The sequence below is a fragment of the Anoxybacillus sp. FSL W8-0382 genome (assembly GCF_038003845.1).
Classification (GTDB): Bacteria; Bacillota; Bacilli; order Bacillales; family Anoxybacillaceae; genus Anoxybacillus; species Anoxybacillus flavithermus_G.
The window spans coordinates 1,408,192-1,434,275 of the sequence record NZ_JBBOPX010000001.1 but is presented as its reverse complement, the minus strand read 5'-3'; the positions used below and the strand labels follow the sequence as shown (position 1 = coordinate 1,434,275).

Sequence of the window (26,084 nt, the reverse complement as noted above, 5' to 3'; positions counted from 1 at the left end):
TTTTTTATCATGGACAACAATATATTACCGAATATACGTGGCTTTTGCCAACAACGAAAAAAAGACCTGAGCACTCAGGTCTTCAATGAAGGAATGGAGGGATAAAATGTTTAGTAAATGACTGTATGTCGGCATATCCACTTTTATAGTAGGTAACGACAATATAATCCGCACGTTCATCCCAACCAGCCACTTGCATACATTGTTCTATTTTTGTTTTATCTTTTACGACGATTCCCTCGGCTCGTTCAATCATGTCATCTGTCCACTCATATGTTTTCAACCGTTTTGTGTTTTTAATTATTTTCACTTCGCTCACGTCTTCTACTGTCGCCCGTGCTTGCTGCAATAAACCGCGCTGCTGCAACCATTCATCTACGAGATGATACGACTTTTTCCACTTGATCATAGTTTCCTCGGTTATTCCTTTTTGTTTTTCATACGTGACGATAATTGCTCCCCATTCTCGATTCCATGCGATTGGATCAAATGTTTCATCTACCAACTGACGCTGTAGTATGTGTAAAAACGATTCGATCTCCTCACGATCACGCAATCGAACGGCTTTCCCTCCTAAATTAGAATCTATTCGTACTTGTAAAACGTTTTTGAAATCATTTATACGCAAAATTGGATAGTGATTTTTCTTAAACTCAAGCGAATGAAAAATAGGTTTGTAAAACTGATTATATACTTCTAATGGTACAGCATATTGACGAACAATCCGTTTTCCGTTTTTCAAGTCATAACCAATGACAACATGTTTAGTATTTTCAGTTTGCAATTTTTGCTGCTTCATTAACTGCTGATGGAACAAATAAATGTGCTCGATGTTGTCTCTTTCGTAGAAAAACGCATTCTCCCCGTTTTCATTATCATTTTCAAAATAGTATATATCATCACCAAAATATGCTCGTTCAATGTCATTTAACGGGGGTTGGTATTTCCCAAAACCAAATAAGTCAAATGCAAATAATAAACTGACAACGGCAATAAAACCTATATATTGAACGTATGCTTTCCAATGCGTGAACACGCGCCATGTTTTTTCTAAAATGATACGGGCAATGAAGTAGCCGATCAATGAAGCAAATACATATCCAAAAATGATCCAAGTTATTCGTTGTTGCATCTCCCCGAAATATGCTCCACCGACAAGCATGACACAAAATGTAAAACCATATGTGAATACGGAGCGGAGCGGACGAAAAGCGATCGCATCTGTTGCTGCTTCAACATGTCGTTTTTTGTATAGCCATACACTCAATACATAAAATATAAAAGCGAGCACAATATATATATATATTTCGATTGGTTGAATAGGTTTTGATTCCCAGGTCAATGCCCGAATAAAAGGCGCGATTTTGTCAATGTTATAGGATAAATAATATTCATATGCAAAACCGTGTAAAAAATATTTCAAGTTAAACATAAGTAAAACGAATATTCCTGCTGAGAAGAAAAACAGAACATAAGCAAACACGCCTTGTAGCATGGACATGCCAGTAAACATCCCAACAAACACCGTTCCAGAAAATAATAATACATTCATTGCCAGCGTACCTGTAAACCAAATGGCTATATGCTTCAGTGAATATAGCGAAACAGGAAGAAGCGGTTTCATGATTATTAAACATCCCGCAATCATTGCGACGGGCACAGTAAGAATGATCATCGCAGTAACAATATGCTGAAGAAACAGTGCCTCACGTTTAACTGGCAGACTATGAATGTAATCTGCAGACAATCTCACTTGCATATAGCGAAATAAAAAGATGGCAAGCAACACAGGAAGTGTGAACATAAGGGAAAACTGAATTATACTTCCGATATCAAATATGCGACCCGTCTGATGATGCATAAGCCAATTTTCATCTTCAGTCATCATAAAAATATGGATAGGTAGTGCAAAAAGAAGGCCGACGAAATAAACAAGTGCAACCCATCCGACGTTGCGAACAATTTGACTAAAAATTCCCCGATTAAACAAGAATGTTTTCAATGGCATATCCTCTTTCCCCCAGTTCATAAATAAAAATTTCTTCTAACGTTAGCGGCAATAAATCAAATAAAATGGGCTCATACTTGTGAATATGCGCGCTGATTTGTTCCTCTTCTCCACGAATGATACAAAGAAGGACGCTACCGCGACGTTCTTGATAAACAACATCCAAATGTTGAAGGAAAGTAGAAGGAGGTTGACCGTGAAACGCCACTTGCACTTTATGGATGTTTGTTTTCAAATTGTCTAATTCTTTTTCGATAATGAGTGAGCCATTATGCAAAATGCCGATACGGTCACACAAATCTTCTACTTCAAATAAGTTATGCGAAGAAATAATGACGGTCATTTCTCTATCTGCTACGTCTTGAAATAAAATGTTTTTCACTTTTTGCCTCATGACAGCATCTAGTCCGTCGAGCGGCTCGTCTAAAACGAGTACATCAGGCATCGCTGAAAATGTTAACCAAAAGGCGACTTGGCGCTGCATCCCTTTGGACATACGTTGTATTTTTTGGTTTATGTCAATAGGAAATAGCTCTTTCATTTCGCGAAAACGTTTTCCGTTCCATTTTGGATATATATGACGATAAAAATCGGCCATTTGTCGGATTGTTGTATGCGGAAAAAAATAAAGTGCATCAGGTAAAAAAATGAGCCGTTCTTTCTGTTTGATGTTTTCAAAAATCGGTTCACCATCAACGGTGATTGACCCTCTGTCTTGTTTATAAATACCTGCTATCATTTTCATTAGTGTTGTTTTTCCAGCACCATTTGATCCGAGTAACCCATATATTGATCCTTTTGGGACGGAAAATGTCACATCTTTGATCGCCTCTAACTCCCCAAACCGCTTGCTTACATGATTAATTTGAATCATGTTCCTCTCCTCCTCGTATCGCACGTTCTGCGCGTTCAACAATTGAAAAAATTTGTTCTTTTTTTAATCCGATATAGAATGCTTCCTGACATAGTTTCAACATATTTTCTTCTAGTTGCTTGACTTTTTCACTGTAAACAGCCTCTTTTTTATTAGCAACAAAACTTCCTTTCCCTGGAATAGAGTAAATATACCCTTCTCTTTCTAATTCTCGATACGCCTTTTGAATTGTATTTGGGTTAATCGTTAACTGTTTAGCTAGCAAGCGAACAGATGGTAGTTGCTCGTTCGGTTTCAGCACACCATGAATAATCATTTCTTTCATTTTCTCGATAAGCTGCTCGTAAATTGGTTTTCGACTTCGTAAATCCAGATCAAACATGACGCCCTCCCTTCCTTTCCTGTACTAACTGTTATATCTGTATTATATTACATAATACGGTTTATGTAAATATTAATATTTCTAAAAAAATAAAAAAGCCGCCAAAATGACAGGCTTTTTTATTTATGGCTATGTCCATTTTGATGACTATCTTGTTGCATATTGTCGTTATGACCATGACCTTGTCCATCTTCCTTGTTTTGCATCATCTGTTTCTTTTTCATATAACGTTCGTGGGCGACCTTATCAACAGCTTCCCATGATACGATCATCGCGCCCGGTTGTTCACTTACAAACTTGTCAGCATCTTCTTTTTTGGCAAAAAACGCATATCCATAGTTCATTGGTGTTTTAATATCAGCTTTCACAACTGTCGCATTTTGTAATTCAATCCATTCTAACGTATTGTAGTCGCGTACATATTTTTTTGCAGCTTCGCTGTGGTCTCTTTCATAGTTGAATAAACATCCGATATCATCAAAAAACAAGACGTCACCGTTTTCAGTTGCTGATTTGGCTGTAAATTTACCGAGCTCATGTTCTTTTGGATATACTTTCATGTTGCAAAATACACACACTGTATTTTCGTCTGGTTCCGCCATCGCAGCTTTCATAAACACGTCTTCTTGCACGGTCTTTTCTACTTCTCTGTTTTGCTCAACTTGTTTCGTCTCTTCTTGATTATCTCCTGCTTGATTGTTGTTGCATCCTGTCAATGCGAAAATAAAGAGCACTACCAATAAAATCATCCATTTTTTCATTGAAAAAATCCCCCTCTTCATTCAATCCGTAGTTCAATGTACTATATATTTGTGAAGTTTGTTTGAAACAAATGTGTTAAAAATGAAAAAAAGCGGTGCTATACCGCTTTTTCTGTAAAATAGTGCTTATAGTATCCGCCAACTTTTCCACGGTTATCAACAATGAAATAAAAATCGTCTGTTTCGTTTTTTACTTCATATTCTTTACCTGGAGTTAATACATTGTGAACAATGTACTTTTCCGCGTTCGTATGATTACATACAACTGTTTTTATTGTTGGACGTTCATGCCAGCTCAAATGAATCATGAGCGATGCCTCCTTCAAGAACCTTTATATTTATTTAAAAATTTAGCGAGTTCATGTAGTGCTTGCAATACTGCAAAATGTTTATCGTTCCCGCTTGCCTGCGCGGTGGCCACATCCTTAAATTTGGCGTGCGCTTCATACGTTCCATTTTTTTTGTATACATCTACTCGTACAGTTCCCCTTGGGTGCGGAACGATAAAAAACTCCATTCGTTTCATTTTCTCTCCCCACCTTTAACATCAAACGTGTATTTAATTTAATAATAGTAGAAAATGTATACGTTTAAAAGCATTATTTCATACAAAAAACTACCTTTTAATCAAGACGATGAATGGTGTAACCAGATTCGATTAACACATGTTGAATTTGATCAATATGCTCCCTATTTTTTGTTTCAAGGGAAAAACGTATTTCGGCTTGTCCTGGGAGAACGTTTGTTCCCATTCGTTGATGATCAATGGACATGACATTAGCTTCTAAATCGGAGATAATGCGCAACAATTTATTTAGTTGTCCCGGTTTGTCTGAAATGACTGTTGAAAATGTAACAAAGCGTCCAGATTCAACAAGTCCCCGTTCGATAATGCGTGAAATGAGCGTTACATCGACATTCCCCCCGCTTAAAATGGCTACAATGTTTTTTCCTTCAAGCGGAATTTTTTTGTACAATAAAGCAGCTAATGAACAAGCCGCTGATCCTTCAACGAGCAATTTATTTCGCTCGAGTAAATATAGCATTGTTCGTGAAATATCTGTTTCTTCCACACAAACAATATCATCCACATATTTTTGTATGTATGAGAACGTTAAATCTCCAATTCGTTTAACAGCGATCCCGTCTGCAATTGTATTTGATGGAGTAATCATAACGGGTTGATTATATTGTTTAGCCGCTGTGGTGCTTGCGCAAGCAGCAGATTCAACGCCATATATGCGGATAGTAGGCTTTTTTTGTTTCATAGCAATAGCTAATCCTGCAAGTAACCCACCACCACCAACAGGGCAAACGACTGCATCAATATGGTCAAGCTGGTCAAATAATTCTAAACCAATTGTACCTTGTCCAGCAATAACGGTTGGGTCATCAAACGGATGAACGAATGTTGCACCTGTTTCTTGCTGAAGCTTTCGGGCATATTCTAACGATTCGTCAAATACATCACCGTGTAGAATAACGTTTGCGCCATAACTTTGTGTCGCTTGAATTTTACTTAATGGCGCCCCCTTCGGCATGACAATGGTACATGGTATTCCGATCATGCTGCTAGAATAAGCTACCCCTTGTGCATGATTTCCCGCTGAAGCTGCAATTACCCCACGCCTTTTCTCTTCTTTGCTCAATGAAATGATTTTATTGTACGATCCTCGAACTTTAAATGAACCTGTTTTCTGTAAGTTTTCTAATTTCATGTACACTCGATTATTTGATAGTCGACTAAACGTTTGTGAAAATTCAAGAGGAGTTTTGTGAACAACTGATTTCATTCGTTGTTGCGCTTCGTATATGTGTTGTAGCGTGATCAATTCATCTCATCCTCCTTTGCGTCTTTTTCATTATATGTTATTTGATCATAAACAAGCAATTGCCTATTTTCTTTCTTTGATTTTTAATTGATTATTTAGAACATAGTTCTATTATTTAAATTTGGGCAGAAAAAAAAGCTATGCATATTGCACAGCTCACAACCCCGCTGATTGTTGAAGACGTCTTGCAATTTCGAGAAAATCCTCGTATGAAATTCCTGGGGCAAATGTTTCCTCGACTGATTCCAAATCGGGGATCGGCGCTCCCGCTGGTGTTCCTTGAATCACTTCGAGCTGTCCCCCATCAAGCGGATGCGTTCCTTTCCAAATTTGCTTTACGTCTTGATAATCATGTTCACTAAATGTGTACAACTTCCGATGCCATCCTTGCTGTTCGTATTTACGTGCTACATCAAATTTATCATTGCTTAAGTTAGGGATTGGTAACATTTTTGTCACATCAACACCTGTGACAATTTGAAGTGCTTTCGCATAAGCGATAATGTGCACTCCTCCACGCACAAGTAAATAACCAATCATTTCTCTTGCGACAGGATGATCGGTCATCTCATATACTCTCATTTTATGTGTACGGGCACCACATTCTAAGAAAAAATTGTGCAGCAAATCTAAAACTAAGTTCCCGCTGTTGAAGACGTAATCCCCTGACCACGATTTTCCCATTGAATCCCCTGGTAAAGCAGTTTGTGCTGTCGCGATAAAATGGTACGTATTTCGTTTATCTACCCCGCTTTGCATCGGAGTAACATCCGGATCCCCTTCAAACGTTGTTCCCGTCAAACATAGATTAATCGCCGTTGTAACGAGTTCGACATGACCTAATTCCTCTGCTGTAATACTTGCAACTAAATCATAAAAAGGTTTTAATTTTTTCTTTTCACGAAAGTTGAACGACTGAAACAAATAATTATTTAACGTTGACATTTCCCCGAATCTTCCGCCGAGCAACTCTTGTACTGCTGCGGCAGCATTTGCATCCGCGTACGTAGATTTCGGCAATTCAATCTGCAGTTTGTTCACTCTTGTAAACATTGCACTCCCCCTCTTATTTTGGCATAATCCAAATGATTTGCTGAATGCGAACAAAAAAGAGGGTATCGCTACTTTTTAATACAATGTGATCTGGTTTTACATCTTGAATTATGCCTTGCATATTTCCACGTACCGTTTCGATTACTACTTCCCTTCCTTTAATCGTTTGTAACGTTTGATAAACATAAGGGTCGATGAAAGCCATAAATTGCGGTGTCATTTTCCTCCCCCTTTCTAACTTTTCCTTTCCAGTTTATTCACTCGTATTTGTGTTTATTACATTTTTTATTTAGAACATAGTTTTATAAAAAATAAAATACATACTAGCTGATTTATTTGTTTTACGATAAACTTCAACATAGAAATAGTGAAACAAGGGGTTAGAACGATGGAAACTCATGAGCAATTAAAACGAAAAATAAACGATCTTGAAGAAGAAGTGAAATTATATAAACGTTTTATCGAACACATTCCTTTCCCATTTTCGTACGTCGATCACGAAATAGGAAAGATGTTGAAAAAGGAAAATGATATATCTACTCCGATCGTCGAAAGAATAAAAAAAAATGAGCGACAAAAACCAATAATACAATGGAAAATGAATTTACAAAAAGATTATCCATTTGAACAAGTTGAACAATTTTTAGCGCCTATTTTTGATCTTGTTTCCCATCATATCGTTTTTGTTGATGCGAACGGAATCATTACATTATGTAACTTACAGGCAGCGAACGACATTGGCGTCAATCGGGATGAAATCATTGGAAAACATATTCGGGAGTTGTTAAACATTCCTGACGAACAGATTATGACGCTAAAAACACTGCGGACAAAACAACCGCTTTACAATTGTGAAGTGCTTGATCGGTACTATGGCATTATTAATACACGTATTTTATACAATGAAGATGGATCAATTAAACGCGTCATTAGCATGTTTCAATCGCTTAATCAAATGAAAGAAGCTGAAAAATTAGCGATCGCTGGGCGAATTGCTGCCGGGATTGCGCATGAAATTCGAAATCCGTTAACTACCGTAAGAGGATATTTACAGTTTTTGAAAGAACAACTACCTGAACATATTGTCACACTCATCGAACAACTGTTAATTCCCGAACTCGATCGAGCAAACGATATTATTACAGACTTTTTAAACGTTGCAAAACCAAACGAAATGAAAATAGAGTGGATTGGCATAAACGAATTTATTCAAAACGATTTAGATCTTTTATTACGAAGCGAAGCCCTTCTTCACAATGTAGAGCTTTCATACGATCTAGATGAAAAACTACAACATCGTGGTGTTTATATTGACAAAAATCAACTGATGCAGGTGTTTATTAACTTATTGCGCAATGCGATTGAAGCAAAAACAGAAAAGTCATTGAATGTACACATTCAAACAACTCTGCACAATGACCTTGTTCAAATTTACGTCCGCGACAATGGACCTGGCATCCCTCCTACAATTATTCATCACATCTTTGATCCGTTTTTTTCGACGAAACAAACGGGAACAGGTCTCGGTCTATCTTTGTCGCGAAAAATTATTGAACTTCATAAAGGTTCAATGCGTGTGCAAAGCGAATTCGGACGTGGTACATGTTTTATTATCGAACTGCCCGTTTATGTAAAAAAATGAGGCTGCTTCATCGCAGCCTCATTTTTACGCTTCTTTTTTCTGTTCCACTTGTTCCTCCTTCCAGCATTCTACTTGATTGTCCATACCTATATTACGTGCGTAAAATACCGGATTTTTTCCTTGTTTTCGTTGCGTTGTATAGTCTTGTAAGGCAGCAAAAGCAACACGACCGAGCAAGAAAATCGAAATTAAGTTTACAACTACCATAAACGCCATGAATAAATCAGCTAAATCCCATACGATTTGAATGCTCGATACAGATCCCCAAATAACCATGAATAATACAGCTAAACGATAGATCAATAATGATACCTTGCTCGAACGAATGAATTCAATATTTGTTTCACCGTAATAATAGTTTCCAATAATCGAACTGTATGCAAATAAAAATACGCTGACTGCCACAAATCCTTGTGCCCACTCACCAATGTGTGTGCTCAATGCCGTTTGTGTTAACGTGATTCCATCAAGCCCTTCCTTCATATAGTCGCCTGATAATAAGATCATGAACGCTGTTGCGCTACAAACTACTAACGTATCTACAAATACACCTAATGTTTGAATTAAACCTTGCTTTACAGGATGGGAAACTTCTGCTGTCGCCGCAGCGTTCGGCGCGCTTCCCATACCGGCTTCGTTAGAGAATAAACCTCGTTTAATCCCCATCATAATTGCTGCACCAAATCCTCCACCTACAGCTTGTTCAACGCCAAATGCATTTTTCAAGATCAAAGCAAATACAGATGGTAATTCAGCAATGTTTGTCAACACGACATAAAACGCAGTCAATAAGTATAAACCGGCCATAACGGGAACGATGATCGACGATGCTTTCGCAACACGATGCACACCACCGAAAATGATAAATGCCGTCAGAACAGTAAGTAAAATACCGATGACGATCCGATCCATTTGAAATGCATGCTCAAAGGCAAACGTAATCGTATTTGCCTGAACAGAGTTAAATACAAGACCAAATGAAAACGTAATTAAAACAGCAAACAATATACCAAGCCAACGTTTCTTGAGCCCTTGCTCGATATAATACGCTGGGCCTCCACGATAACCATTTTTATCTTTTATTTTATAAATTTGAGCAAGTGTGCTTTCCACAAAACTTGATGCCCCCCCAATTAGAGCAATTAACCACATCCAAAATACCGCACCAGGTCCACCGACAGAAATCGCTAACGCAACACCGGCTAAGTTACCTGTTCCAACGCGGGACGCTGTACTCATAAAAAACGCTTGTAACGACGAAATCGCACCTGTTTTTTCTGGCCCTTCTGTAATGACACGGAACATTTCACCGAAATAACGAAATTGAACAAACTTTGTGCGGAACGTAAAGTACAACCCAACGATAATTAAAAGTGCAATCAAAACGTACGACCATAATATGTTGTTTAAAAATGATACGATCGTTTGTAATAATTGCATACTCGTCACCTCACCTGATGTTTATAATTAAAAAACGACTTTTTTAATGTAACAAAACATAACATGAAAAGCAAGAGGATTATCTATGAATATGCAAAAATGATATGTTATAATATCGTCTGTCTATATTTTTACACGTATTTTTGGAGGAAAAAATGAAAGAAACATCTACGTTAAAAGAAAAAATAAAACAGTTCTTACATATACTACTTCCTGTTTTTCTTACCCAAATCAGCCTATATATGATGAACTTTTTTGATGTGACAATGACAGGAAAATATAGCGCAGTTGATTTAGCAGGTGTAGCCATCGGCTCAAACATTTGGGTTGCTATATTTACAGGAATTGGCGGAGTATTGACAGGTCTAACCCCAATCGTTTCCCAAGCATTTGGGGCAAAAGATCATGAGCGTATTTCTCGAACAATCGAGCAGGCAATATACTTGGCGATCGTTTTTGCCTGCTTTGTGTTGACAATTATTTATTTTCTCGTCCCTATTTTATTGGAAAACATGTATATCGAGAGCAATGTTCAAATCGTTGCCCATCAATATTTACAAGCATTATGTATTGGCATTATCCCAATTTTTATTTATTACGTTCTCCGCTCCTTTATGGATGCCCTCGGTCAAACAAAGGTTACAATGATGTTAACGTTATGCTCACTCCCTTTAAACGTTTTACTAAACGATATATTCATTTTCGGACGATGGGGTATCCCCGCATTCGGGGGAGTCGGTGCAGGATATGCCACAAGCATCACGTATTGTTGCTTGTTACTATGTGCGTTTTTGCTCGTTCGCTTTCGTAAACCTTTTTCAACGTACAATATACTTAAGAAATTTCATCCGATCTCGTTATCCATTTGGAAGCAATTAATTTTGATCGGTACACCTATTGGACTAGCGATCTTTTTTGAAACGAGTATTTTTTCTGCTGTCACGTTGTTAATGAGTCAATTTGGAACAACGGCAATCGCCGCTCATCAAGCAGCATTAAATTTCGGTTCACTTTTATATATGATTCCACTAAGCATTTCGCTTACTTTAACAATTATTGTTGGTTTTGAAGTAGGTGCTAGTCGCTCAGAACATGCCAAACGTTATTGTATCATCGGCATTTCATCTGCTGTAATGATGGCTATTGTTGCCTCTATCGTTCTACTATTATTTCGTGAACCGATCGCTTTCCTATATACGAATGATGAACACGTTTTGCAATGGACGAAACAGTTTTTGTTATACGTTTTATTTTTCCAATTTTCTGATGCTGTTGCTGCCCCTATTCAAGGCGCATTACGTGGATACAAAGACGTTCGTTTCCCGTTTTTTATTGCGCTCGTATCGTATTGGTTCGTCGGTTTGCCTGTCGGATATATATTCGCTCATTATACAACTGCTGGACCGTTTGGATATTGGATCGGTCTTATTACCGGTTTAGCCTCAGGTGCCATATTGTTATTCGTACGGTTACGACAAAAATGGAAACATATATAAAAGCAAGAGGGAGCCCCCTCTTGCTTTTTAGCACCAAGCTGCACCGACGATAATAAGCAAGATAAAAAGTACGACGATGAGCACAAATGTTTTTCCGTATCCTGGATAACCATATCCATATCCATAGCCATATCCATACATGATGCATTTCCTCCTTTATCGTTTAATTAATATCCCCAGCCACCAATATAAGCACTACCAACAATGATTAACAAAATAAACAATACAACAATTAACGCGAAACCACCGCCGTGATGATGTCCTCCACTCATCTTCTGACACCTCCTTCTTGTACTAACAACCTATTCAACGACTAGGGAAAACGTTATGGTTTTTGAAAAAATGGGTAAAAAAACGCCTGTCTCACCGACAGACGTTATGCGTTTAATGATTTTTCTCTTCGTTTCTCCCATGTGCTTGAAAGTGAAAATAAAAGCAAAGCCGTCCAAATACAACCAAATGCATACATGTGAGCGTTTGTAAACGGCTCGTGAAACAAAAACACACCAAGAAGTAAACTTAACGTTGGTGAAATATATTGCAAAAATCCTAAAAAGGTTAACGAAATATGCTGAGCCCCCTTGGCAAAATATAAAAGGGGCAAGGCAGTCGCTGGACCAGCCCCTACAAGCAATAACATCGTTGCAAACGAAAAAGAAGCAACGTTTAGCTGTCCAAACGAGTGTATAATGAATATGAGCGCAAAAGGAGTCACAAGCATCGTCTCAACAGTCAAACCAATTGTTGCGTCAATCGAAATCACTTTTTTCACAAGACTATATAGCGCAAAGCTACAGGCAAGTGAAAGCGCAACCCATGGAATTTTTCCATATTCAATCGTCATAAGTAAAACTCCAGCAGCTGCTAGAATAAACGATACTGCTTGCCATTTGTAAAGACGCTCTTTTAATACAACGATACCTAACAATACGTTTAACAATGGATTCATATAATATCCTAAACTTGCTTCAACCATATGATTATGGTTGACAGCCCATATGTAAATAAACCAATTAACGCTAATGAGTAGCGATGCAACGATTAAAGCGATGGCACGCTTTTTTTCTCGCCATAACAATCGACATGTATGCAAAAATGTAGACCAATTTTTTTGAACGATCAACAACGCAATCATAAAAAAAAATGAAGCAACAATACGATAAGATAAAATTTCCTTCGCCTCGATATGTTCGAGTAATTTCCAATACAAAGGCAATATTCCCCACAATACATAAGCGAGCAGGGCATAGATCGTGCCGAGTTTTTTATTTTCCATTTTGCAGCTCCTTCCTTCATCTCAATCCTCATGCTCATACGGCTCGATATGCACATGAGCATAAACAACGCCATATTTTTGTTCAAGCAAACGCTCAACTTGATCCGCAATGTCGTGACTTGTTACAACATTTAAATGCGGGGCGACACAAATAATAACGTCTATGACAACATCATTGCCATACATTCTCCCCTTAATATCTACCACCTGCTCCACGCCGTTAATATGCTCAATGTCCTGTTTATACTTTTGTAGCGTTTTGTCATCAAACCCATCCGTCAACATATGAGACGCCTCTTTAAAAATGCCCCATGCGGTCTTGCAAATGATAAATCCAATAACAAAAGCGGTGACAGGGTCGAGCCAACGCATCTGTAACTGGGCACCTATCACACCAACAATGGTTCCTACACTAACAAGTACATCGGACAAATGATCTTTGGCAGCAGCGGCAAGCGCTTGGCTATTTGTGACGATAGCTAAACGCTTATTGAACATATATACAGCAAACATAAATACGGCTGAAACGCCAGCCGTCCATACTGCTACTAAATCCGGCTTTACATACTCCCCTTCCTTCAACGTTTGCACGGCGTTTACTAATACGTCTAATCCGATAGACATCATAATAAACGCTGCGATTAAAGAAGAAATATGTTCTGCACGCGAATGGCCATACGGATGGTTATCATCACGAGGTTTTTTTGCGATGAGTAATCCGATTAAAATGGCGATAGAAGCAAGAATATCAGTAAAATTATTCCACCCATCTGCTTTTAATGCTTCAGAACTTGACATATATCCGACGTACAACTTAGTTAAAGATAAAACAATATAAGCACCAATACTTACCCATGCCCCTATCTCAGGCTTCATTTGTGTCATATGCTCCACCAACTTCTCAATCATTTTTGCGTTAACATTGTACCAAGCGTACATCGTGTGGGTCTATAGCAACAAAATTGGTTCATTGAAGAACAGTAGGAAACATGCAATAACATTGCCTTTAACCAAATTTACTGTTGACGTCTAATAAAAAAATGTGATAAAGTGTTTGATGTTTCATCACTCTACCAATTTGTATGAAACTTGGGCTTAGTCCGATGGCAACGATTGCGATTATTGGTGCTGCTGGTGCACTTGGTGATGCTGGATCACCTGCCTCTGATAGCACACTCGGCCCAACATCGGGTTTAAATGTTGATGGTCAACATCACCATATTTGGGATACATGTGTTCCAACATTTATTCACTACAATATTCCCGTTATTATTTTCGCATGGATCGCAGCAATTGTGTTATAAAAAGGGAGCTACTTTCAAACAGTAGCTCCCTTTTTGTCGAAATTTCGGCGCACATTCCGACATTTTTTTTAAACGAAATATGTTAATGTATTGTAAAGTATATTTCGAAATTGTAAATACGCTCGAAGGAGGAATGATAACGATGATTTCGCAATTTATCGACCAAACAGAGGCAGCAATCCTTCGCTTTTCTGTCTCCTTATTGACAGAAATTGAGTTAAAAATTATGAAAAAACAAATTATTTCACAACACCAGGCGATGAAATACGCTAAACATCAAATTGATTTATTCGTTAAACAAATGCATTTCCGTCAAGCACTAAGTGCAGTATATCGGTCAGAAATATACATTTATATTTCTACAAAACTTGCTCGTGTGTTTGAACAATATCGTGTATTCAAATGTGTATAACTTTATATTTTCTTTACAATTTGAAAATATTCCTCTAGCGTGATTTGTTTTTCATAAATAATTTTGGCTGCCTTCACGCCGACATAACGCAAATGCCAAGGCTCGTATTGATATTTTGTAATATGCTCTTTTCCTTTCGGATAGCGAATAATAAAACCAAATTCATGCGCATGCTCAGCTACCCACTTTCCTTCTCGCGTGTCACCAAAAGCAGGGGTAATGGTATATTGAACACTCGGACTTGTAATATCCATCGCTAATCCGGTTTGATGTTCACTTTTCCCAGGCATCGCAACGGCAACAACTGCTTTTTCTTCTCCTGATCGTTGAACTTCAAATGTAAACAACTGTTGTTGCCGTTCATACGAACGATAGCCAGATACAGCATATAACAAAACTTGTTGTTGTTTCGCTGCTGTAAACATCGATTCTAACGCTTTTGCAGCTTCTGCACGCATGTGTCGTTTTTCAACATCCGTTTCTTTAAATGTAAACGGAACATTTGGAACAACTAAGTCAGCCGGCTTATAGTCAGCAGGTAATTGCTGCTCCTTATTTACTAAAGCTAGTATATTATCTGGATTTATGATGACTTTTACCCCATTTTGCACTTCGATTTGATTCCAAAATCTCTCTTCAAGTACAAGCTCTTCTTGTTCCTTCGTTTCAGAAGATGGTATCGGTGCTTCAGAAGATGGCTCTTCAACTTGTACGGGGGGTTTAGACGGTTTTTGTTCAGGTTCAAGTGATCCAAAGGATTGACAGCCACTAGTTATTATCAAAAAACAACATAACCATTTTTTCATCTTTTTCTCCCTCACGAATAGAAGAAAGCTCCGCGAGGAAAATGATTCGCAGGAGCTTTCTTTATTTTTTAGTTTATTGGCGAATCGCTGTTTCAAGAGCAACTTCGATCATTTCGTTAAATGTTGTTTGGCGCTCTTCAGCCGTTGTCTCTTCCCCTGTTAAAATGTGATCGCTTACTGTTAATACCGATAATGCTTTTCTGCCAAATTTAGCGGCTAATGTATAAAGCGCTGTTGTTTCCATCTCTACAGCCAGTACACCGTATCGTGCTAGTTTTTCAAATTGTGCATTTTCATTATAAAACATGTCCGCCGTAAATACACTACCAACTTTTAATTGTAATCCTTTTTCTTTTCCAATTTCATACGCTGTTTTCAACAAGTCAAAGTTAGCCGTTGGAGCGTAATCAATCCCTCCAAATGTCATGCGATTCATCTGAGAATCTGTTGAAGATGCCATTGCTAAAATGACATCACGAACTTTGACATCTTTCTGGATCGCCCCACATGTTCCGACGCGAATTAATGTTTGAACGTTGTAGCTTTGCATCAGTTCAGTAATATAGATAGAGATAGACGGAACCCCCATCCCTGTTCCTTGAACGGAAATACGATGCCCTTTATATGTACCGGTAAATCCAAGCATTCCGCGAACTTGGTTATAGCAAGTAGCTCCCTCTAAAAACGTTTCAGCGATATATTTTGCGCGAAGTGGATCTCCTGGAAGTAAAATTTTATCTGCAATCTCGTGTTCTTTTGCTCCAATATGAACACTCATATGTATCCTCCTTTAATCTTTATCGTTGCATATATACTATACCACACTCCTATATTTCACTAAAGCATTGTTTTTCATGTAAAAAAAGAGGGGATTCCCTCTTTACGACATTTTGCGAAAATACTTCGGTTTCACGTATAAAACCTTTTTATCTTCACTTACAACATATTTTTTCTTCGCTTGCTCATAATGTTCATATATTAAACCTGAATCCGTGACAAAACATCTTTACAATGGTCGCAAACCGTTGATACGATAAGGGAAAACGACGTTGACGATTCTTCATCAAGTAGGTGAATGTGATGAAAGATTTCCCGATTCGGTTTGTATTGACAGATGAAGCGATTACTCCAAGTGCTGGGCTTGCTCTCGTGGGCTACTTACTGCACCAAACGAAGCTGGATAAACGAGTAAACGCACTTCGGCTCCCAACGGTTCGTCGAGATGTGCACATTTCCCATAGCGACGTCATTCGCTCGATGATCGGCTTGCTTGCCACAGGAAAAACGGATTTTGATCATATCGAAGCGTATCGTCAGGACGATATCTTTTCGACATCAATGGGCATTCGGCACGTACCTTCCTCCCCAACGTTGCGACAGCGTCTCGATCAGCTCGCTTGTCTCCCGATGACCGAAACCATCATTTGGGAGGAATCGATGCGTCTGTTGGTTCGACAACACGCTACCTTGTCCGCTTGTTGGACGAAAGGGAAAACGACATGGCTTCCCCTTGATATAGATGCTTCCCCATTTGATAACTCCGATACGAAAAAAGAAGGAGTGAGTCGAACGTATAAAGGATTTGACGGTTTTACGCCGTTGTTTGCGTACGCAGGGAAGGAAGGGTATATCGTTCATGCCGAGCTGCGTCCAGGGAAACAACATGTACAAGACAACATGCCTTCGTTTTTAACTACCGCTATCCGTCGAGCTCGTCCGCTGACCTCGTCTCGTCTGCTTGTCCGCATGGATGCAGGAAACGATGCGGAAGCGAATGTGCACGTATGTCTAAAGGAAGACGTGGACTTTGTCATCAAGCGAAACTTACGCCGAGAATCGAAAGCGCTTTGGTTCCAGATCGCTTCGCAAAAGGGCAGACGCGTCGATGATGGACAAACAGAAGGAGTACAAACGTATGAGTTATGCCTTCCACAGACAGCAGCAATCGATGGACACACGTATACGTACGTTCAAGTCACCCAAGTGACGGAACGAACGATGGAACGAAATGGACAGCTGATGCTCGTTCCTGATTACGAAGTCGAAAGCTACTGGGTGCGCCTCGAAGGATACGAGCATGTTCGAATGAGTGATGTGCTCGCATTGTATCACGATCATGCGACATGCGAACAGTTTCATAGCGAACTGAAAAGCGACTTAGATTTAGAGCGACTTCCATCAGGGAAGATGAAAACGAATGCGCTCGTGTTAGTCATGGGAGCATTCGTGTACAACCTTCTTCGCCTGATTGGACAAGATCTATTAAGCGATCCGAGACATCCATTACATCATAAAGTGAAACGCCGCCGCATCAAGACGATCATTCAGACGGTGATCACGATGGCAGGTCGACTCGTCCGCCGATCACGACAGATCTGGATGAAACTGACGCGAAGGAGTGGGTACAGTATACTCCTACTGAATGTGTATCAAAAATGGAAAGAGGCAAGATAACAAACAGATGTTCGTGTACTCATATCCATCACTCCCCCCTGTACTTTTTTTGTCTCTTTTTTGGTTTGTATCTCCATAAAAGAGGATTTATCTCGTTTTCAAACATGAAAGTGGTGCAGGGAATCATCAAAAAAAGGGATGTATGGATCATATATCCATAGAACTAACACCAAAATCAAAGTTGATTTCCAACCATCACGGATTCAGGTTAAATAACAAACAACATAAATTGGTAACATCGCTTCTAAAGACGCTAAATAAATGAGGTAAAATGGGTGCTCGCTTGTTTCAAACATCCCACTAAACACATAGTAAGCGCTTGCAATAACCACGTTAGTGAAGCTAATGTTTGCCAAATGAAGGAGGAAAATTTTCTTTCTCCGCCCAATGAGCCGCTCTAATTCGAATTTAATAAACAAGGAACAAAAAATCGCAACAATTCCGACGATGGAAGAAATCATAAATGCAAACATCGTTTTTCCCACCCTGTATGTATATTTTTTATGATGTTGTCGATGTTAATGGATGTAACTACACGTAAAGGAGGTTTCCAATTGGGAAAAAAACATCGTAACCGTATCAATAGCCCGAAGAAAAATAACCATGTTCCGAAAGAAACATTGATCGCTGAAGCACACGATAAAGAGTACAATGCTGATAAACGAAAAAAATAATCCCCTTGCACGCACAAGGGGAATTTTTTATCATACTCTAACCTTGTGCTCATTGTCTATATACAATATAGCACAATTTTGTGAACATTTAAAGACATTTTTTAACGCACATGCATACGGTGAATACGTTCCCATCCATCCGAGCTTAAACGATAAAAAAATTGACCGTATATCCCTTCATCAATAAGCAATATATCACCTGTACTAACATATCGCGCACGATAATCTTTCGGTACTAAATCTGGAACATTAAACATGCGATAAACTTCAGCTAATACGTCATCATGATCCTCACCACTCACCGTCAATCGATATACTTGGCGATAGCCTTTCGTTTGACCAAATTGTGGTGTTTGAAATAACGTTACATCATAGCTTTTTGTTGATTTTAATATTTTCCCCATAAACATCCGAATCACTAACATCCACTCCCTTTTTTCTTTACGTAACATATTAGTGATTCATTTTGTCGATTCCTTTTGCGTTTTTTTACTATTTTTGTCGAATATATATAAAAATTCCGACATAATAAAAAGATTGGGAATCCCCAATCTTTTTAAGTTTTAAGCGTATCGGCGAATGAGTGAAGCAAGATCTGTTTGTAATGTGTGCATATGTTGTTCACGGATTGTGATGCGAATAAATGTTTCATCTAAATCAAGCGCCTCTGCAAATAATCCAGCTAACCCACGCGCTCGTCGATCGACTTGTATAAGCAATTCACATTCATCTAGCGCATGTGGGAAAAAGATGATTTCTACTTCATCCAACTTCCCGCGAAATTCCCCGCTAATCGGTACAAATTCAAATTCTTGAACAAAAGGGAGTCGTTTACGGACATGGTAGGCAGCTTCTTTGCACTCGGCTTCTTTTAAGCGGAAGCCTAAGTTTTCCACCACACGAAATACTTTGTTCATCATCCGATTAGGTTGAACACGAATGTAATCTTCATCTGTCGGATCGACAGCATTTTTTATGTCAAGTCCTGTGTGTAACCACACTCTTGTTTTTCCAACTGTAATTGGTGTGTCAAGCGGAAGGGAAAAAGAAAATGGAAATTCTTTCTTTTCTCCAGCACGAATTTTGAATGATTGGGCGATTTTCCATTTTTCAATAATTGCTTGCTTCGTTACTTTGCGATCATCTACTTCTTTTGTATATGTAGCGCAGAGAGATAAATATATATCATCAATTTGTTGTTCTATATTTCCTCCCGTTACCTCTACAACCCCAGTCACACTTTCACCGAGTAATAAATGTGACTCATGCAACTTTGTATCTACTTTCGCCGCACCAATCCCAATACTCGCTAAAACTTTATTAAACAGACCCATAAAAACCCTCCTCTTATTTATCAATACACTACGTTGTACGAATAAAAAAAAGAAAATGTTTCAAATTTCAAGCAAAAAAACGACGGGACATCCGCCGTTTTATTCATCAATTACTTCCTCATCAATAATACTTTTTTCAATCAACCTGAATCCGTGACAAAACATCTTTACAATGGTCGCAAACCGTTGATACGATAAGGGAAAACGACGTTGACGATTCTTCATCAAGTAGGTGAATGTGATGAAAGATTTCCCGATTCGGTTTGTATTGACAGATGAAGCGATTACTCCAAGTGCTGGGCTTGCTCTCGTGGGCTACTTACTGCACCAAACGAAGCTGGATAAACGAGTAAACGCCCTTCGGCTCCCAACGGTTCGTCGAGATGTGCACATTTCCCATAGCGATGTCATTCGCTCGATGATTGGCTTGCTTGCCACAGGAAAAACGGATTTCGATCATATCGAAGCGTATCGTCAGGACGATATCTTTTCGGCATCGATGGGGATTCAGCACGTGCCTTCCTCCCCAACGTTGCGACAGCGTCTCGATCAGCTCGCTTGTCTTCCGATGACCGAAGCAATCATTTGGGAGGAATCGATGCGTCTGTTGGTTCGACAACACGCTACCTTGTCCCCTTGTTGGGCGAAAGGGAAAACGACATGGCTTCCCCTTGATATAGATGCTTCCCCATTTGACAACTCCGATACGAAGAAAGAAGGAGTGAGTCGAACGTATAAAGGATTTGACGGTTTTACGCCGTTGTTTGCGTACGCAGGGAAGGAAGGGTATATCGTTCATGCCGAGCTGCGTCCAGGGAAACAACATGTACAAGACAACATGCCTTCGTTTTTAACTACCGCTATCCGTCGAGCTCGTCCGCTGACCTCGTCTCGTCTGCTTGTCCGCATGGATGCAGGAAACGATGCGGAAGCGAATGTGCACGTATGTCTAAAGGAAGACGTGGACTTTGTCATCAAGCGAAACTTACGCCGAGAATCGAAAGCGCTTTGGTTCCAGATCGCTTCGCAAAAGGGCAGACGCGTCGATGATGGACAAACAGAAGGAGTACAAACGTATGAGTTATGCCTTCCACAGACAGCAGCAATCGATGGACACACGTATACGTACGTTCAAGTCACCCAAGTGACGGAACGAACGATGGAACGAAATGGACAGCTGATGCTCGTTCCTGATTACGAAGTCGAAAGCTACTGGGTGCGCCTCGAAGGATACGAGCATGTTCGAATGAGTGATGTGCTCGCATTGTATCACGATCATGCGACATGCGAACAGTTTCATAGCGAACTGAAAAGCGACTTAGATTTAGAGCGACTTCCATCAGGGAAGATGAAAACGAATGCGCTCGTGTTAGTCATGGGAGCATTCGTGTACAACCTTCTTCGCCTGATTGGACAAGATCTATTAAGCGATCCGAGACATCCATTACATCATAAAGTGAAACGCCGCCGCATCAAGACGATCATTCAGACGGTGATCACGATGGCAGGTCGACTCGTCCGCCGATCACGACAGATCTGGATGAAACTGACGCGAAGGAGTGGCTATAGCGAGCCCCTACTGAACATTTACATAAAATGGAGAGAAGGAGCATAACGAACGATTGTTCGCAATTCTGTACTCATCCTAACCCTCTGTCCTTTTTTGTTTTTTCTTTGGTTTATATACCTAAAAAAGATATTTATTTCATTTCTGAGAGTGAAGATGACATCTGTTTTAAACATAAAAAGGGAATGGTGGATCACACATCCATAAAACCAGCAAAAAAGTCAAAGTCGATGTCAATCCATCACGGATTCAGGAATCAAATAATCAAACATAATATCTGCTATTTCTTCCATTTCACGCTCTGTTGGGACAAACCCTCGCCGAACAAGTTCATTGTAAAAGAACTCCGCAATTTCTTCCGTATCGATCACAACTTCAATTTCTTTCACAACATCGCCCCCTTTGTATTATGTTATGAAAAAATGATCCATTTATGTCAGCCGTTTTTATGTATATTTACCGCTATGTACACATACGTTGAAGGTAAAAAGGAACGGAGGGCAAGCTTATGAACGAACGAATCGATCGATGGATGGAAACGATCACGAATGTATTATTCTATATCATACTCTTTTTCTGTATTCCTTATTTCATATCTGTATTATCGCAATGCATATAATTTCATTCGCGTCGTCTCCGTCGGGTAAACTTTTTTAATTGCTCAATGATTTGTTCCATCATCTGTTCGTACTGTTCATCACCAAATCGTTCGTACAACCACTTGTAATCGTTATAAATATCTAGTAAACCGTCAATAATCTCTTTTTCTTCTTGTTTTCGACGCAATCGCTCGTTTTCAAATTTTCGAGATATCACATGAACTTCACTCCAATGTTGAGCATCGTAATTAGTAATAGTATATGTACAGATAAAAAAGCCGACACACAACGTCGGCTTTTTTATCTCGCATAAGATGCTGGGGCAAAATCAATATCAAATCCTAAATCTTCAAGCATTTGAAAATCAGCATGTTTTTCTTGTCCGGCAGTCGTTAAGTAATCGCCAACAAAAATGGAGTTCGCAGCATACAAGCCGAGTGGTTGCAAACTACGTAAGTTTACTTCTCTCCCTCCAGAAATACGAATTTCTTTCGTAGGGTTAATGTATCGAAATAATGCTAATACTTTTAAGCAGTAACGTGGATTTAGTTCTTTTGTCCCCTCTAACGGCGTTCCATCAATTGCATGAAGGAAATTTACAGGGATCGAATCCGCATCTAACGCTTTTAAACTTCTCGCCATTGCGATTACATCTTGTTTTGTTTCTTTCATACCGATAATCACCCCTGAACACGGAGACATCCCTGCTTCCTTGACCGTTTCTACCGTACGTACCCGATCATCGTATGTATGGGAAGTCGTAATATGAGGATGATGTTCCTTTGACGTATTAATATTATGATTGTAGCGATCTACACCTGCTTCTTTTAAGCGCAACGCTTGTTCTGGCTTTAGTATTCCTAAACAGGCACATACTTTTAAGCCGTACGTTTCTTTAATTTCTTTAACCGCAGATACAACGATATCAATTTCTTTATCGCTCGGTCCTCTTCCGCTTGCAACGATGCAGTATGTTCCTATTTTGCCCTCATACGCCCGCTTTGCACCTTGCAAAATTGTCTCTTTGTTTACCATTTTATATGTCGGAATCGGGGCTGTTGATATAGAAGATTGGGAACAATATCCGCAATTTTCCGGACACAATCCCGACTTTGCATTCATAATCATATTTAATTTCACTTTATTTCCGTAGTACGTTTTACGGATGCGATAAGCACCTTGCAACAATAGCAATAGCTCATCATCGGGACAATTTAATATTGCAAGCGCCTCATCATCTGTAATGTCTCCCCCATCTAACACACGATTTGCTAATAGTAACCAATCCATTGTTCTCCCCCTTTTACTTCTAATTACCAATAATCGTATTCGATTAGAAGTTATATGTCAACATTGTTTTTATTTAAGTTAACAAAAAAACTAGCGAACAACCTTCGCTAGTTAGACGTTTCGACAATATTTCGGGCAATCCATACCCCACATGCCCCCGCTTGCGCCAGACCGCGTGTAATTCCTGCGCCGTCTCCTCCAACATATAGCCCTGATATTTCTGTTTCGAAACGTTCATTTAATTTTGGACGGGCAGAATAAAACTTTGCCTCTACTCCGTAAAAAAGTGTATGTTCTGAAGCAATGCCTGGGGTTACAGCGTTTAATGCTTCTGTCATTTCAATTAAACTTTTCATTGTGTTATATGGAAGAACGAGCCCTAAATCTCCAGGAACAGCCTCCTTTAACGTTGGTTCGATGAAGCCTTCTTTAATCCGTTTTTCTGTTGAGCGTCTCCCTTTTAAAATATCTCCGTATTTTTGTACAATAATGCCGCCGTTAGATAATGCATTCGCTAAACGAGAAATTTGATGGGCGTATTCGTTCGGTTGATCGAACGGATCTGAAAATTTATGAGAAACAAGAAGAGCAAAGTTTGTATTGTTGCTTCCTAGTTTCGGGTCTTTATACGCATGACCATTTGCAAGCATAATTCCTGAATGATTTTCGACAACAACATGACCAGAAGGGTTACTACAAAATGTCCGAACTTGTGTTCCGACGGATGTGTTAAAAATAAACTTTCCCTCATACAAATGTGTATTAATTTCCTCCATAACGACGTTAGACGTTTCGACACGAACGCCAATATCGACTTGATTATTGATCATTTTCAACCCACGACGCTTCAATATGTTTGTTAACCAAGCAGAGCCATCACGTCCTGGAGCGATGACGACACGATCGGCATATAGCATATGTCCATTTTTTAATTGAATTCCTTTTACATGATGCGTGCCATTTATTTTTTCCGTCAAAATATCGCTTACTTCCGTTTTGAACATCATATCAATATGGGTACGTAAATATTCATATATGCTCTTTAAAATTTCTAAATTTTGTTCTGTACCGAGATGACGAACTTGTGCGCGCAACAATTTCAATCCAGCAGCATAAGCACGCTTTTCGATTTTTCTCACTTCATCTGTCAATGGATCGGTCAATGTATGCGTTGCACCATGTTTCAAGTTAATTTCGTCCACATAACGAATGAGTTGTAACACCGTTGAATCAGGTAAATAGTCTGTCATCCATCCACCAAACTCGCTCGTAATGTTAAACTTACCATCGGAATAAGCTCCTGCCCCACCAAATCCATTTGTAATCGAACAAGCAGGTAAACAACCTGCGTAATCTTTTTTTCCAACTGGTGGCGGACATTTTTCAATCTTCTTCTGCAAAATCGGACAATTTCGTTTATAAATATCGTGCCCTTTATCAATTAACAGCACACGTGCCCCTCGTAATTTTAATGTCAATTCATAACAAGTGAAAATCCCTGTCGGACCTGCCCCAACAACAATTACATCGTAACGATTGTTCATCATTCATCCCTCACCCTCCGTTTTCCGAATGTTAATATACTAAATAACATATAGTCAGTCAATAAAAAGCGATCTTTTTTTAAAAAAAATAATTTAATGTTCGTGTTATCTTAACATATAAAAAAAAGAACGGCTAACACCGTCCTCGCTAAAAGTAACGTTTCTTCCAAAAAACAAACGCCGTAATACTTGAAAGCACGAAAGAAATGCCTAAAGCAACTAAATATGCATACGGTTTATCTTGATACGGAATCGGAACGTTCATTCCATAAAAACTTGTTACCATCGTTGGAAAGGAAATAACAATTGTAATCGCAGCTAAAAATTTCATGACGATGTTTAAGTTGTTTGAAATAACAGAAGCGAAGGCATCCATCATTCCACTTAAAATGCTGCTATATACTTCTGTCATTTCAATAGCTTGCTTGTTTTCAATAATGACATCTTCTAACAATTCTTGATCGTCTTCATACATCCGTAAATAATTTAAACGAAGCAATCGTTCCATCACAATATTGTTCGCTTTTAACGATGTCGTAAAATAAACAAGGCTTTTTTCTAAACTAAGCAAAGAAAACAACTCTTTATTTTGCATCGATTGATGTAGCTGTTTTTCAATTTCGCTCGTTTTTCGATTAATTTGCTTTAAATATCTTAAATAATACGTAGAAATCATATATAACATTTGTAACGCAAAACGCGTTTTCATATACGTATAAAAATTTTTCACCTTGTTCTTTGTAAACTCTTCAAAAATCGGGTTTTCTTGAAGGCAAACGGTGATAAAACATGTATTTGTAATAATCATTCCAATTGGAATGGTTTCATATGTTGGAATATTTCCTTCATCGTACGTAATAATTGGGATGTCTACGATGATGAGTACATGGTTATCTTCTTTTTCGATGCGTGAACGCTCTTCATCATCGAGTGCATCTTTAATAGAATCGATGGGAATATTGAGATGTTCTGCAATGTAGCGAATTTCACTCTCCGTTGGAGAGATGAGATTTACCCAACAACCATTTTTTAGTTCGTGAATTTCTTCTAATTTTCCTTGGTCATTCGATAAATAAATGTTCATCATGGCGTAACCCCCCTATCTTCTCTACTAGAGGTAAGCGCCACTTTTTTGCCGTTGGAGCGCCTGTTTCGTTTGTGAGCAGTACGTTCCAGCGCCAAAAAACGAAGCTACTTCCTCTATTATTGCTGGTTCTGGTTCATTCGTGTTCGCCCTGCTCATAACGGAACTGTCACTCCTTTCGTTTTCACAATCATTACGGATTAATGATACATGTTTTGCCACCATTTGTATAGTTCATTTTTTATTTTTTCT

Annotated in this window: 30 protein-coding genes and 1 pseudogene; 6 read left to right on the top strand and 25 right to left on the bottom strand. The window is 38.9% G+C overall.

Annotated features, from left to right (window positions below; all coding sequences use genetic code 11):
* Positions 1 to 82 precede the first annotated feature (82 nt).
* The 9 genes from NSS60_RS07615 to NSS60_RS07575 form a co-directional block, all read right to left on the bottom strand.
* Positions 83 to 2,008 (bottom strand): DUF6449 domain-containing protein, encoded by a 1,926-nt coding sequence (locus tag NSS60_RS07615; protein WP_004890372.1) that lies wholly within the window; start codon positions 2,006 to 2,008, stop codon positions 83 to 85.
* Complete coding sequence (locus NSS60_RS07610) at positions 1,983 to 2,882, bottom strand: ABC transporter ATP-binding protein (protein ID WP_064214268.1); 900 nt, start codon at positions 2,880 to 2,882, stop codon at positions 1,983 to 1,985. The genes NSS60_RS07615 and NSS60_RS07610 overlap by 26 nt, the downstream gene beginning before the upstream one ends.
* Complete coding sequence (locus tag NSS60_RS07605; protein WP_004890367.1) at positions 2,869 to 3,264, bottom strand: GntR family transcriptional regulator; 396 nt, start codon at positions 3,262 to 3,264, stop codon at positions 2,869 to 2,871. The genes NSS60_RS07610 and NSS60_RS07605 overlap by 14 nt, the downstream gene beginning before the upstream one ends.
* 119 nt (positions 3,265 to 3,383) lie before the next feature.
* Positions 3,384 to 4,025 (bottom strand): nitrous oxide reductase accessory protein NosL, encoded by a 642-nt coding sequence (locus NSS60_RS07600; protein ID WP_004890365.1) that lies wholly within the window; start codon positions 4,023 to 4,025, stop codon positions 3,384 to 3,386.
* A 98-nt stretch (positions 4,026 to 4,123) separates the two neighbouring features.
* On the bottom strand, positions 4,124 to 4,333 hold the full coding sequence (locus tag NSS60_RS07595; RefSeq protein WP_004890363.1) for a DUF6501 family protein: 210 nt from the start codon (positions 4,331 to 4,333) through the stop codon (positions 4,124 to 4,126).
* A 14-nt stretch (positions 4,334 to 4,347) separates the two neighbouring features.
* Entirely contained in the window at positions 4,348 to 4,551 is a 204-nt protein-coding gene (locus NSS60_RS07590; protein ID WP_003398692.1) for a hypothetical protein, read from the bottom strand.
* 97 nt (positions 4,552 to 4,648) lie between these two features.
* On the bottom strand, positions 4,649 to 5,857 hold the full coding sequence (gene ilvA, locus NSS60_RS07585; RefSeq protein WP_064221399.1) for a threonine ammonia-lyase: 1,209 nt from the start codon (positions 5,855 to 5,857) through the stop codon (positions 4,649 to 4,651).
* 156 nt (positions 5,858 to 6,013) lie between these two features.
* Entirely contained in the window at positions 6,014 to 6,910 is an 897-nt protein-coding gene (locus NSS60_RS07580) for a manganese catalase family protein (protein ID WP_004890357.1), read from the bottom strand.
* A gap of 13 nt (positions 6,911 to 6,923) precedes the next feature.
* Positions 6,924 to 7,130 carry a YuzF family protein gene (locus tag NSS60_RS07575; RefSeq protein ID WP_003398689.1) on the bottom strand — a complete coding sequence of 69 codons (207 nt, stop codon included), beginning with the start codon at positions 7,128 to 7,130 and terminating at the stop codon, positions 6,924 to 6,926.
* A gap of 168 nt (positions 7,131 to 7,298) precedes the next feature.
* On the opposite strand from NSS60_RS07575, the gene NSS60_RS07570 reads away from it, so the two are divergent.
* Positions 7,299 to 8,552: a two-component system sensor histidine kinase NtrB gene (locus NSS60_RS07570; RefSeq protein WP_004890354.1), complete on the top strand. Its 1,254-nt coding sequence runs from the start codon at positions 7,299 to 7,301 to the stop codon at positions 8,550 to 8,552.
* Between the two features lie 24 nt (positions 8,553 to 8,576).
* On the opposite strand, the gene NSS60_RS07565 is transcribed toward NSS60_RS07570, so the two are convergent.
* Positions 8,577 to 9,992 (bottom strand): alanine/glycine:cation symporter family protein, encoded by a 1,416-nt coding sequence (locus tag NSS60_RS07565; RefSeq protein ID WP_004890353.1) that lies wholly within the window; start codon positions 9,990 to 9,992, stop codon positions 8,577 to 8,579.
* A gap of 155 nt (positions 9,993 to 10,147) precedes the next feature.
* On the opposite strand from NSS60_RS07565, the gene NSS60_RS07560 reads away from it, so the two are divergent.
* Entirely contained in the window at positions 10,148 to 11,488 is a 1,341-nt protein-coding gene (locus tag NSS60_RS07560; protein ID WP_004890351.1) for an MATE family efflux transporter, read from the top strand.
* A 27-nt stretch (positions 11,489 to 11,515) separates the two neighbouring features.
* Here NSS60_RS07560 and NSS60_RS07555 read toward each other — a convergent pair whose 3' ends face one another.
* The 4 genes from NSS60_RS07555 to NSS60_RS07540 all read right to left on the bottom strand — a co-directional run bounded on the left by NSS60_RS07555 (position 11,516) and on the right by NSS60_RS07540 (position 13,649).
* Complete coding sequence (locus NSS60_RS07555) at positions 11,516 to 11,629, bottom strand: YjcZ family sporulation protein (RefSeq protein ID WP_006318569.1); 114 nt, start codon at positions 11,627 to 11,629, stop codon at positions 11,516 to 11,518.
* Between the two features lie 26 nt (positions 11,630 to 11,655).
* Positions 11,656 to 11,760 carry a YjcZ family sporulation protein gene (locus NSS60_RS07550; protein ID WP_021094060.1) on the bottom strand — a complete coding sequence of 35 codons (105 nt, stop codon included), beginning with the start codon at positions 11,758 to 11,760 and terminating at the stop codon, positions 11,656 to 11,658.
* A 104-nt stretch (positions 11,761 to 11,864) separates the two neighbouring features.
* Entirely contained in the window at positions 11,865 to 12,764 is a 900-nt protein-coding gene (gene rarD / locus NSS60_RS07545) for an EamA family transporter RarD (protein WP_004890348.1), read from the bottom strand.
* Positions 12,765 to 12,785: 21 nt separating this feature from the next.
* On the bottom strand, positions 12,786 to 13,649 hold the full coding sequence (locus NSS60_RS07540; RefSeq protein WP_035018641.1) for a cation diffusion facilitator family transporter: 864 nt from the start codon (positions 13,647 to 13,649) through the stop codon (positions 12,786 to 12,788).
* Between the two features lie 179 nt (positions 13,650 to 13,828).
* Between NSS60_RS07540 and NSS60_RS07535 the strand changes: the two are divergent.
* Together NSS60_RS07535 and NSS60_RS07530 are read left to right on the top strand one after the other, a co-directional pair.
* Positions 13,829 to 14,068 (top strand): annotated as a pseudogene (locus tag NSS60_RS07535) (Na+/H+ antiporter NhaC family protein); the annotation flags it as partial.
* A gap of 79 nt (positions 14,069 to 14,147) precedes the next feature.
* Positions 14,148 to 14,480 carry a hypothetical protein gene (locus tag NSS60_RS07530; protein WP_035018639.1) on the top strand — a complete coding sequence of 111 codons (333 nt, stop codon included), beginning with the start codon at positions 14,148 to 14,150 and terminating at the stop codon, positions 14,478 to 14,480.
* A 2-nt stretch (positions 14,481 to 14,482) separates the two neighbouring features.
* On the opposite strand, the gene NSS60_RS07525 is transcribed toward NSS60_RS07530, so the two are convergent.
* A complete protein-coding gene (locus tag NSS60_RS07525) occupies positions 14,483 to 15,286 on the bottom strand; it encodes a M15 family metallopeptidase (protein ID WP_004890339.1) in 804 nt (267 codons plus the stop codon).
* A gap of 73 nt (positions 15,287 to 15,359) precedes the next feature.
* Entirely contained in the window at positions 15,360 to 16,064 is a 705-nt protein-coding gene (gene deoD, locus NSS60_RS07520; protein ID WP_004890338.1) for a purine-nucleoside phosphorylase, read from the bottom strand.
* A gap of 302 nt (positions 16,065 to 16,366) precedes the next feature.
* Between deoD and NSS60_RS07515 the strand changes: the two genes are divergently transcribed.
* Positions 16,367 to 17,740 (top strand): IS1380 family transposase, encoded by a 1,374-nt coding sequence (locus NSS60_RS07515; protein ID WP_088223305.1) that lies wholly within the window; start codon positions 16,367 to 16,369, stop codon positions 17,738 to 17,740.
* A 203-nt stretch (positions 17,741 to 17,943) separates the two neighbouring features.
* On the opposite strand, the gene NSS60_RS07510 is transcribed toward NSS60_RS07515, so the two are convergent.
* The 3 genes from NSS60_RS07510 to NSS60_RS07500 all read right to left on the bottom strand — a co-directional run bounded on the left by NSS60_RS07510 (position 17,944) and on the right by NSS60_RS07500 (position 19,748).
* Positions 17,944 to 18,213, bottom strand: a complete 270-nt coding sequence (locus NSS60_RS07510; protein ID WP_241737708.1) for a hypothetical protein — start codon at positions 18,211 to 18,213, stop codon at positions 17,944 to 17,946.
* A 302-nt stretch (positions 18,214 to 18,515) separates the two neighbouring features.
* Positions 18,516 to 18,866, bottom strand: coding sequence for a hypothetical protein (locus NSS60_RS07505; protein WP_004890336.1), 351 nt, complete (start codon positions 18,864 to 18,866; stop codon positions 18,516 to 18,518).
* 111 nt (positions 18,867 to 18,977) lie between these two features.
* Complete coding sequence (locus NSS60_RS07500; RefSeq protein ID WP_004890333.1) at positions 18,978 to 19,748, bottom strand: sporulation protein; 771 nt, start codon at positions 19,746 to 19,748, stop codon at positions 18,978 to 18,980.
* A gap of 241 nt (positions 19,749 to 19,989) precedes the next feature.
* Between NSS60_RS07500 and NSS60_RS07495 the strand changes: the two genes are divergently transcribed.
* Positions 19,990 to 21,363: an IS1380 family transposase gene (locus NSS60_RS07495; protein ID WP_088223330.1), complete on the top strand. Its 1,374-nt coding sequence runs from the start codon at positions 19,990 to 19,992 to the stop codon at positions 21,361 to 21,363.
* Positions 21,364 to 21,548: 185 nt separating this feature from the next.
* Here NSS60_RS07495 and NSS60_RS07490 read toward each other — a convergent pair whose 3' ends face one another.
* The 6 genes from NSS60_RS07490 to NSS60_RS07465 all read right to left on the bottom strand — a co-directional run bounded on the left by NSS60_RS07490 (position 21,549) and on the right by NSS60_RS07465 (position 25,991).
* Positions 21,549 to 21,704, bottom strand: coding sequence for a YozD family protein (locus NSS60_RS07490; protein WP_340720769.1), 156 nt, complete (start codon positions 21,702 to 21,704; stop codon positions 21,549 to 21,551).
* Between the two features lie 232 nt (positions 21,705 to 21,936).
* The gene (locus tag NSS60_RS07485; protein WP_004890325.1) at positions 21,937 to 22,131 is read right to left on the bottom strand and encodes a hypothetical protein; all 195 of its coding nucleotides are present in this window, start codon (positions 22,129 to 22,131) and stop codon (positions 21,937 to 21,939) included.
* Between the two features lie 83 nt (positions 22,132 to 22,214).
* Complete coding sequence (gene bioB, locus NSS60_RS07480) at positions 22,215 to 23,204, bottom strand: biotin synthase BioB (RefSeq protein ID WP_004890322.1); 990 nt, start codon at positions 23,202 to 23,204, stop codon at positions 22,215 to 22,217.
* A gap of 107 nt (positions 23,205 to 23,311) precedes the next feature.
* Positions 23,312 to 24,748 (bottom strand): NAD(P)/FAD-dependent oxidoreductase, encoded by a 1,437-nt coding sequence (locus NSS60_RS07475; protein ID WP_004890319.1) that lies wholly within the window; start codon positions 24,746 to 24,748, stop codon positions 23,312 to 23,314.
* Between the two features lie 148 nt (positions 24,749 to 24,896).
* Entirely contained in the window at positions 24,897 to 25,835 is a 939-nt protein-coding gene (locus NSS60_RS07470) for a magnesium transporter CorA family protein (RefSeq protein ID WP_004890318.1), read from the bottom strand.
* Positions 25,836 to 25,859: 24 nt separating this feature from the next.
* Positions 25,860 to 25,991 carry a hypothetical protein gene (locus NSS60_RS07465; RefSeq protein WP_268915711.1) on the bottom strand — a complete coding sequence of 44 codons (132 nt, stop codon included), beginning with the start codon at positions 25,989 to 25,991 and terminating at the stop codon, positions 25,860 to 25,862.
* Between the last annotated feature and the right edge of the window lie 93 nt (positions 25,992 to 26,084).

What these genes read in the sequence shown, in the direction of transcription:
- NSS60_RS07615 (WP_004890372.1), bottom strand. Translation starts at nt 2,008, where the DNA reads ATGCCATTGAAAACATTCTTGTTTAATCGGGGAATTTTTAGTCAAATT.
- NSS60_RS07610 (WP_064214268.1), bottom strand. Translation starts at nt 2,882, where the DNA reads ATGATTCAAATTAATCATGTAAGCAAGCGGTTTGGGGAGTTAGAGGCG.
- NSS60_RS07605 (WP_004890367.1), bottom strand. Translation starts at nt 3,264, where the DNA reads ATGTTTGATCTGGATTTACGAAGTCGAAAACCAATTTACGAGCAGCTT.
- NSS60_RS07600 (WP_004890365.1), bottom strand. Translation starts at nt 4,025, where the DNA reads ATGAAAAAATGGATGATTTTATTGGTAGTGCTCTTTATTTTCGCATTG.
- NSS60_RS07595 (WP_004890363.1), bottom strand. Translation starts at nt 4,333, where the DNA reads ATGATTCATTTGAGCTGGCATGAACGTCCAACAATAAAAACAGTTGTA.
- NSS60_RS07590 (WP_003398692.1), bottom strand. Translation starts at nt 4,551, where the DNA reads ATGAAACGAATGGAGTTTTTTATCGTTCCGCACCCAAGGGGAACTGTA.
- NSS60_RS07580 (WP_004890357.1), bottom strand. Translation starts at nt 6,910, where the DNA reads ATGTTTACAAGAGTGAACAAACTGCAGATTGAATTGCCGAAATCTACG.
- NSS60_RS07575 (WP_003398689.1), bottom strand. Translation starts at nt 7,130, where the DNA reads ATGACACCGCAATTTATGGCTTTCATCGACCCTTATGTTTATCAAACG.
- NSS60_RS07570 (WP_004890354.1), top strand. Translation starts at nt 7,299, where the DNA reads ATGGAAACTCATGAGCAATTAAAACGAAAAATAAACGATCTTGAAGAA.
- NSS60_RS07565 (WP_004890353.1), bottom strand. Translation starts at nt 9,992, where the DNA reads ATGCAATTATTACAAACGATCGTATCATTTTTAAACAACATATTATGG.
- NSS60_RS07560 (WP_004890351.1), top strand. Translation starts at nt 10,148, where the DNA reads ATGAAAGAAACATCTACGTTAAAAGAAAAAATAAAACAGTTCTTACAT.
- NSS60_RS07555 (WP_006318569.1), bottom strand. Translation starts at nt 11,629, where the DNA reads ATGTATGGATATGGCTATGGATATGGATATGGTTATCCAGGATACGGA.
- NSS60_RS07550 (WP_021094060.1), bottom strand. Translation starts at nt 11,760, where the DNA reads ATGAGTGGAGGACATCATCACGGCGGTGGTTTCGCGTTAATTGTTGTA.
- rarD (WP_004890348.1), bottom strand. Translation starts at nt 12,764, where the DNA reads ATGGAAAATAAAAAACTCGGCACGATCTATGCCCTGCTCGCTTATGTA.
- NSS60_RS07540 (WP_035018641.1), bottom strand. Translation starts at nt 13,649, where the DNA reads ATGACACAAATGAAGCCTGAGATAGGGGCATGGGTAAGTATTGGTGCT.
- NSS60_RS07530 (WP_035018639.1), top strand. Translation starts at nt 14,148, where the DNA reads ATGTTAATGTATTGTAAAGTATATTTCGAAATTGTAAATACGCTCGAA.
- NSS60_RS07525 (WP_004890339.1), bottom strand. Translation starts at nt 15,286, where the DNA reads ATGAAAAAATGGTTATGTTGTTTTTTGATAATAACTAGTGGCTGTCAA.
- deoD (WP_004890338.1), bottom strand. Translation starts at nt 16,064, where the DNA reads ATGAGTGTTCATATTGGAGCAAAAGAACACGAGATTGCAGATAAAATT.
- NSS60_RS07515 (WP_088223305.1), top strand. Translation starts at nt 16,367, where the DNA reads ATGAAAGATTTCCCGATTCGGTTTGTATTGACAGATGAAGCGATTACT.
- NSS60_RS07510 (WP_241737708.1), bottom strand. Translation starts at nt 18,213, where the DNA reads ATGTTTGCATTTATGATTTCTTCCATCGTCGGAATTGTTGCGATTTTT.
- NSS60_RS07505 (WP_004890336.1), bottom strand. Translation starts at nt 18,866, where the DNA reads ATGTTACGTAAAGAAAAAAGGGAGTGGATGTTAGTGATTCGGATGTTT.
- NSS60_RS07500 (WP_004890333.1), bottom strand. Translation starts at nt 19,748, where the DNA reads ATGGGTCTGTTTAATAAAGTTTTAGCGAGTATTGGGATTGGTGCGGCG.
- NSS60_RS07495 (WP_088223330.1), top strand. Translation starts at nt 19,990, where the DNA reads ATGAAAGATTTCCCGATTCGGTTTGTATTGACAGATGAAGCGATTACT.
- bioB (WP_004890322.1), bottom strand. Translation starts at nt 23,204, where the DNA reads ATGGATTGGTTACTATTAGCAAATCGTGTGTTAGATGGGGGAGACATT.
- NSS60_RS07475 (WP_004890319.1), bottom strand. Translation starts at nt 24,748, where the DNA reads ATGAACAATCGTTACGATGTAATTGTTGTTGGGGCAGGTCCGACAGGG.
- NSS60_RS07470 (WP_004890318.1), bottom strand. Translation starts at nt 25,835, where the DNA reads ATGATGAACATTTATTTATCGAATGACCAAGGAAAATTAGAAGAAATT.
- NSS60_RS07465 (WP_268915711.1), bottom strand. Translation starts at nt 25,991, where the DNA reads ATGAGCAGGGCGAACACGAATGAACCAGAACCAGCAATAATAGAGGAA.